Annotated in this window: 5 protein-coding genes and 2 pseudogenes; 6 read left to right on the forward strand and 1 reads right to left on the reverse strand. The window is 59.7% G+C overall.

Features of this window, described 5'->3' with window-relative positions:
- The 6 genes and pseudogenes from Q0341_RS12025 to Q0341_RS12050 form a co-directional block, all read left to right on the forward strand.
- Positions 1-277, forward strand: a pseudogene (locus Q0341_RS12025) (tripartite tricarboxylate transporter TctB family protein); the annotation flags it as partial.
- Between the two features lie 13 nt (positions 278-290).
- Positions 291-1,802 carry a tripartite tricarboxylate transporter permease gene (locus tag Q0341_RS12030; protein WP_299513626.1) on the forward strand — a complete coding sequence of 504 codons (1,512 nt, stop codon included), beginning with the start codon at positions 291-293 and terminating at the stop codon, positions 1,800-1,802.
- Positions 1,803-1,969: 167 nt separating this feature from the next.
- Positions 1,970-2,944, forward strand: a complete 975-nt coding sequence (locus tag Q0341_RS12035; RefSeq protein WP_299513628.1) for a tripartite tricarboxylate transporter substrate binding protein — start codon at positions 1,970-1,972, stop codon at positions 2,942-2,944.
- A gap of 1 nt (position 2,945) precedes the next feature.
- Entirely contained in the window at positions 2,946-4,568 is a 1,623-nt protein-coding gene (locus Q0341_RS12040; protein ID WP_299513631.1) for a gamma-glutamyltransferase family protein, read from the forward strand.
- Positions 4,568-5,488: a DMT family transporter gene (locus Q0341_RS12045; protein WP_299513633.1), complete on the forward strand. Its 921-nt coding sequence runs from the start codon at positions 4,568-4,570 to the stop codon at positions 5,486-5,488. The genes Q0341_RS12040 and Q0341_RS12045 overlap by 1 nt, the downstream gene beginning before the upstream one ends.
- A 42-nt stretch (positions 5,489-5,530) precedes the next feature.
- On the forward strand, positions 5,531-6,331 hold the full coding sequence (locus tag Q0341_RS12050; RefSeq protein WP_299513635.1) for an SDR family oxidoreductase: 801 nt from the start codon (positions 5,531-5,533) through the stop codon (positions 6,329-6,331).
- A 65-nt stretch (positions 6,332-6,396) separates the two neighbouring features.
- On the opposite strand, the pseudogene Q0341_RS12055 reads toward Q0341_RS12050, so the two are convergent.
- A pseudogene (locus Q0341_RS12055) lies at positions 6,397-6,847 on the reverse strand (DNA damage-inducible protein D); the annotation flags it as partial.

The raw sequence follows: 6,847 nt of genomic DNA on the forward strand, positions 1-6,847 counted from the left end.
GATCGGCAAATGGGCCTGGGGTCCCCTGTTTTACATCATCGCTGGCAACCTGATGTTTGGCGTGCTCTTGAGCGGTTTGCCCAGCCTGGGCATCCCCGGCATGGGCTTGATCGTGGCCATTTACGGCGTGACCTTCGTGGTGAGCAAAGCGGGCGGTGAGTTTCGCGTCAAAGAATCGCTGATTTTGGCCAGCATTTTGGCGGCTGGCAGCTACGCAGGTTTTGTCTGGCTGCTGAACTTGCAGTTCCCAGTCTGGCCGACATTCATCACAGGTTGAGGAGAAAACATCCATGGAACTTTTTGACAACCTGGCGCTCGGTTTTGGGGTGGCGTTCACCTTTCAGAACCTGATTTACGCTTTCGTGGGCTGCCTCTTGGGCACGCTGATCGGTGTGCTGCCTGGGGTGGGCCCTGTGGCCACCATCGCCATGCTGCTGCCAGCCACTTATGCATTGCCCCCCGTGGCAGCCCTGATTATGTTGGCCGGCATTTATTACGGGGCCCAATATGGTGGCTCCACCACCGCCATTTTGGTCAACTTGCCGGGTGAAGCCTCGTCGGTGGTGACCATGATCGACGGCTACCAAATGGCTCGTAAAGGCCGTGCAGGTCCGGCGTTGGCGGCGGCCGGTTTGGGGTCGTTTTTTGCAGGTTGCGTGGGCACGCTGATTTTGGCGGCCTTTGCGGCACCCCTGACCGAAGTGGCTTTTAAGTTTGGCCCTGCCGAGTATTTCTCGCTGATGGTCTTGGGCCTCATTGGTGCGGTCGTGCTGGCTTCGGGCTCCTTGATCAAAGCTGTGGGCATGATCATCTTGGGCTTGTTGCTGGGTCTGGTGGGCACCGACGTGAACTCGGGCGTCGCCCGCTACAGCTTCGACATTCCAGAGCTGACCGATGGCATTGGTTTCATCGTGATCGCCATGGGCGTGTTCGGCTATGGCGAGATCATCTCCAACCTGGCCAAGCCTGATGAAGAGCGAGAAGTGTTTGCCAAAAAGGTCGATGGCTTGATGCCGACCAAAGAAGACTTCAAGAACATGGTGCCGGCCGTTTTGCGCGGCACGGCCTTGGGCGCGGCACTGGGCATCTTGCCCGGCGGTGGAGCCACTTTGTCGGCGTTTGCCGCCTACACCATTGAGAAGAGAACCAAACTCAAGCCCGGCGAGGTGCCTTTTGGCCAGGGCAACATCCGAGGTGTGGCGGCCCCCGAGTCGGCCAACAACGCCGGTTCGCAAACCTCCTTCATCCCGTTGCTGACCTTGGGCATTCCGCCCAATGCCGTGATGGCCTTGATGGTGGGTGCGATGACCATCCACAACATCCAGCCCGGCCCTCAGGTCATGACCAGCAACCCCGAGTTGTTCTGGGGTCTGATCGCGTCGATGTGGATCGGCAACGCCATGCTGATCATCTTGAATCTGCCTTTGATTGGCATCTGGATCAAGCTGCTGACTGTGCCTTACCGTTGGTTGTTCCCGGCCATCGTCTTGTTCTGCGCCATTGGCGTGTACTCGACCAACAACAACACCTGGGACATCTGGATGGTGGGCTTGTTCGGCATCGTGGGTTATGTGTTTATCAAACTCGGCATGGAGCCTGCGCCCCTGCTGCTGGGTTTGATATTGGGCCCCATGATGGAAGAGAACTTGCGCCGCGCCATGTTGCTGTCGCGTGGTGATTGGAGCGTGTTTGTCACGCGCCCCCTGTCGGCCACTTTGCTGGCGATGGCGTTGCTGCTCTTGATCGTCGTGACCTTGCCGTCCATTAAGTCCAAGCGAGAAGAGGCTTTCGTCGAAGAGTGACGAGGCTTTGACGCCCCCTGCAACGGCCTCCTCGGAGGCCGTTGTCTTTTGGGGTGCTTGCGCCTGTGCCGACCGTGGTCTTGTCACTTGGGTGCAGCAGTCGCGCATGCCCTCTGAGACAATCTTTTTTTGATTTTTGCGACCGTCTAGGGTAGAGGAATATCACCATGAAAAAACGACAACTCCTGCGTGGCCTGTGCGCTGCCACCTTGGCCGTGGCCAGCTTGGGCATGGCTCAGGCGCAGAGCTACCCCAGCAAAGCCGTGCGCCTGATCGTGCCCTTCCCGGCGGGTGGTGCAACCGATTTGTTTGCCCGCACCTTGTCTCAAAAAATCAGCGAAAAACTGGGCCACCCGCTGGTGGTCGAAAACCGCCCGGGCGCAGGCGGCACGCTGGGCTCTGACTTGGCTGCCAAGGCCACGCCGGATGGCTACACCTTGCTGTTGTCTACCTCCAGCACCCACTCGATCGGCCCCAACCTGAATCCGCGCATGCCTTACGACGCAGTGCGCGACTTCACGCCAATTAGCCAGTTGGGTAATGCGCCCAGCATCATGCTGGTGCCCAACAATTCGCCTGCCAAAACCGTCAAAGAATGGATCGATTACGCCAAGAAAAACCCCGGTCGTTTGAACTATGCATCAAGTGGTCCCGGCACCATCGTGCAGTTGTCGGCAGAGCTGTTCAAGGCGCAGGCCGATGTGTTCGTGGTCCACATCCCCTACAAGGGCACGGCCCTTGCCATCCCCGACCTGATCACCAGCAAAGTGGATGTGCTGTTTGACAGCCTGCCCACCGGTATGCCGCATGTGCGCGATGGCCGTTTGCGTGCTTTGGGCGTGACCTCGGCCAAGCCGACCGCCATGGCCCCTGGTCTGCCCGCCATTGCTGAGGTCTTGCCCGGTTACGAGTCCACCACTTGGTTTGGTTTGTTTGGCCCCAAGAATCTGCCAACCGATGTGGTCTCCCGCGTCAATACGGCGGCTAACCAGGTGCTCAAAGACCCTGAAGTGGTCGATAAATTGCTGCGACTGGGGATCGAACCCATTGGCGGCACGCCCGCCCAGTTCACCAGCATGTTGGCGACCGAATCTGCCAAGTGGAAAAAGATCATCACCGAGCGCAAGATCACATTGGAATGACATGAACTTCGACTATCAATTCCCCTACACCAGCACCCGCTTGCCGCTGTTTGCGCGCAATGTGGTCTCGACCTCTCACCCTTTGGCCGCGCAAGCGGGCCTGCGGATGATGCTCAAGGGTGGCAACGCGGTGGACGCCGCCATTGCCGCGGCCGCTGTGATCACCCTGACCGAGCCCGTGAGCTGTGGTTTGGGATCGGACGCTTTCGCCATCCTCTGGGACGGCAAAGAGCTGCACGGCCTCAATTCGTCCGGCCCCGCGCCCGCGACTTGGACGCCCGAATACTTTCACCGCAAATACGGTGCCGAGACCAAAACACCGCCCAAGCGCGGCTTTGACTCGGTCACCGTGCCCGGCGCGGTGGCGGGCTGGGTCGCTTTGAGCGACCGCTTTGGCAAGCTGCCTTTCGCCGACTTGATGGAGCCAGCCATCGAAGTGGCCGAGCGGGGTTATTTGATCCCGGTGGTGGTGCAGCAAAAGTGGGCCGCGGCTACGCCCGAGCTGCAGTCGCAGCCCGGCTTTGCGCAAAGCTTTTTGCCCTGGGGCCGTGCGCCGCAAGTGGGTGAGTTGTTCCAGTTCAAAAATGCGGCGCGGGGCCTCAAGGCCATTGCCGCCACCAAAGGCCAAGCGCTGTATGGTGGCGAGATCGCCGAAGCCATTGAGCGTTTTGCCAAGGACAACGGCGGCAGCATCACCGCCAAAGACCTGGCCGACTTCAAGCCCGAGTGGGTCAAGCCCATGGCGCAAGACTACCGGGGCTACACCCTGCATGAGATCCCGCCCAACGGCCAAGGCATCGCGGCGCTGATTGCTTTGGGCATCTTGTCCAACTTCGACTTGGCCAGCCACAAGGTGGACAGCGCCGACTCGCAGCACCTGCAGATCGAGGCCATGAAACTCGCCTTTGCCGATACCTACCGCTACGTGGCCGATCCGCGCTTCATGGAACTGCCACCCGAGCAAATGCTGGACCCGGCGTACCTCGCCAGCCGCGCCAAGTTGATCGACATGAAAAAGGCGCAGGACTTCAAGGCGGGCAACCCGGTCAAGGGCGGTACGATTTACCTCACGGCCGCCGATGAAAACGGCATGATGATCAGCTTCATCCAGAGCAACTTCATGGGCTTTGGTTCGGGCGTGATTGAGCCGACTTACGGCATCAGCCTGCAAAACCGGGGCCATGGTTTCAGCACCGACCTGCAGGGTCAAAACCCCGCCAACTTGGTGTTGCCGGGCAAGCGCCCGTTCCAGACCATCATCCCCGCCTTTGTCACCAAAGACGGTCAACCGGTGATGAGTTACGGCGTGATGGGCGGCAACATGCAGCCCCAAGGCCACATGCAAACCCTGGTGCGCATGCTCGATTACGGCCAGAACCCGCAAGCAGCGTGTGACGCACCGCGCTGGCGCTACAACTCGGGCCTGAACATCAACGTCGAAGCTGCCATGAGCGCCACCACCGTGCAAGAGTTGATATCACGCGGCCACCAGCTCGACGTCATCAGCGATTCGTACCAAGACTTTGGCGCTGGCCAATTCATCTGGCGCATGGGCGATCCGGCGGTGCAGGGTTATCAAGCCGCCAGCGACCCACGCCGTGACGGACAGGCTGTTGGCTTTTGATGGGCCCTAGCCACCCCGCCACACCGCAGGCATCTGCCTTGAGCACAGGTTTGTTGCTGGCTGCGGCGGGCTCCATCGCCTTCAGTGGCAAGGCCATCATCGTCAAGCTGGCTTATCGGCACGGCGTGGATGCGGTCACTCTGGTGATGTGGCGCATGCTGCTGGCCTTGCCCCTGTTTTTGCTCATGGCCTGGTGGGCTGGGCGGGGCAAAGCGTCCTTGAGCCGTGCCGACTGGTTGGGCGTGCTGGGGCTGGGCTTTTGTGGTTATTACTTGGCCAGTTTTTTGGATTTTTGGGGTCTGGAGTTCATCAGTGCTTCGCTTGAACGCCTGATCCTTTACCTCAACCCTACGTTGGTGGTGGTGCTGGGTTGGTTTTTGTTCAAAAAACGCATCACCCATCGCCAGGGTGTGGGCATGGCCATTAGCTACTCGGGCGTCTTGCTTGTTTTTGGACACGAGCTGGGGTTGGAAGGTCCAGATGCCGTGTGGGGTGCATTGTTGGTGTTTTTGAGTGCTGTCAGTTATGCGCTGTATCTGACCTACAGCGGGCAGTTGGTGCAGCGCTTGGGCTCTTTGCGCTTGGCGGGCTTGGCCACGTCGGTGGCCTGCGGATTTTGTTTGCTGCAGTTTGTGCTGCTCAGGCCCTTGGCCTCGGCACTGGTCCCTGAGCCCGTTCTCTGGTTGTCGCTGCTCAACGCCATCGCATGCACCGTGCTGCCGGTGCTGTTGGTCATGATGGCCATCGAGCGCATCGGTTCGGGCCTGACAGCGCAAACGGGCATGATCGGCCCCATGTCCACCTTGCTCATGGGCGTGTGGATTTTGGACGAGCCGTTCAACATGTGGATCATCGCCGGGACCTTGCTGGTCTTGAGCGGTGTGTTTTGGGTCACGCGGCCGGTGGGCCGCACACCGTGATGCGGCCAAAGGGCCACATCGCATCAACTTCAGGAGATTGACATGGACTTGGGCATTGCAGGCAAGTGGGCTTTGGTGGGTGGCGCAAGCAAAGGCTTGGGCTGGGGATGCGCACGGGCTTTGGCGCTGGAAGGCGTGAATGTGGTCATGGTGGCTCGAGGGGCCGAGGTGCTGAACAAAGCCGTGGATGACTTGCGCGCCGAGACCGGCGGCAAAGTGCAGCTGATCGCCGTGGCGCAAGACATCACCACCGAAGCCGGACGCGAGGCCATCTGGAACGTGGCGGGTGGCCCCGGCAAAGATTACGACATCGTGGTCACCAACGCTGGCGGCCCGCCACCTGGCGACTTCCGCGACTGGGACCGTGAGGCCTGGCTCAAGGCCATCGACGGCAACATGCTCACCCCGATTGAACTCATCAAGGCCACTGTGGACCGCATGGCTGCACGCGGCTTTGGCCGCATCATCAACATCACCTCCAGCGCCGTCAAAGCGCCCATCGACGTGTTGGGCCTGTCCAACGGTGCCCGCAGCGGCCTGACAGGTTTTGTGGCCGGTGCTTCGCGCAGCGGCATTGCCGCCAAAGGCGTGACCATCAACAATTTGCTGCCCGGCAAATTCGACACCGACCGCATCCGTGCAACCTTGCCCGCCATGGCGCAAAAGCAAGGCAAAACGGTGGATGAGTTGCGCGTGATCCAGCAAGCCCAAATCCCAGCCGGGCGCTACGGCAACCCGCAAGAGTTTGGAGCGATTTGCGCCTTCTTGTGCAGCCAGCATGCGGCTTACATGACGGGCCAGAACGTGTTGGCCGATGGCGGGTCTTACGCAGGGACGTATTGACGTCGGCAAGATGACTGTGCTGACTGCCCCCGGAGTTTTTTGAGGGTGGTCAGGGTTTTTGGGGGTCAGTTGTCCAGGGTGTCGGGCTTATTCAGTGCTTTTTTGTCTTCAGACTGCAAGCGCCGTTCAAGCCTTTTGACATCCTCTTGCGGTGGCAGGCTTTCGGGGCGAATGCCCCGTTCCAGCAGAGTGTTGCGCACCGCTTGGTTGTTGGTGATGTGCTCTTTGGAAATTTGCCCTTCACGGTCCATCTGATGCTGGCGGGCGTTGAAGATGGTGATTTCCGTGGCGAAGTCTTTGGCTTTGAGCAAAATCGTGGGCGCAAAGTCGGCCAGTGGGCGGCTTTCGGGCACTTTCCACTGGGCTTTCATGGCTTGGGTGCTTTTGCCAAACAAGGCGTGGTCGCCTTTGCTGCGGATGAGCGCAAAGTCCTGGTTGCCGCCAGTTTGTTCGTAGATGACTTGTGAGAGCTCTTTTTCTGTCTCGGTGAGTTTTTTCCGTGCGTGAATGCGCTCG

The organism is uncultured Limnohabitans sp. (assembly GCF_937889215.1).
In the GTDB taxonomy this organism is placed as follows: Bacteria; Pseudomonadota; Gammaproteobacteria; order Burkholderiales; family Burkholderiaceae_C; genus Limnohabitans_A.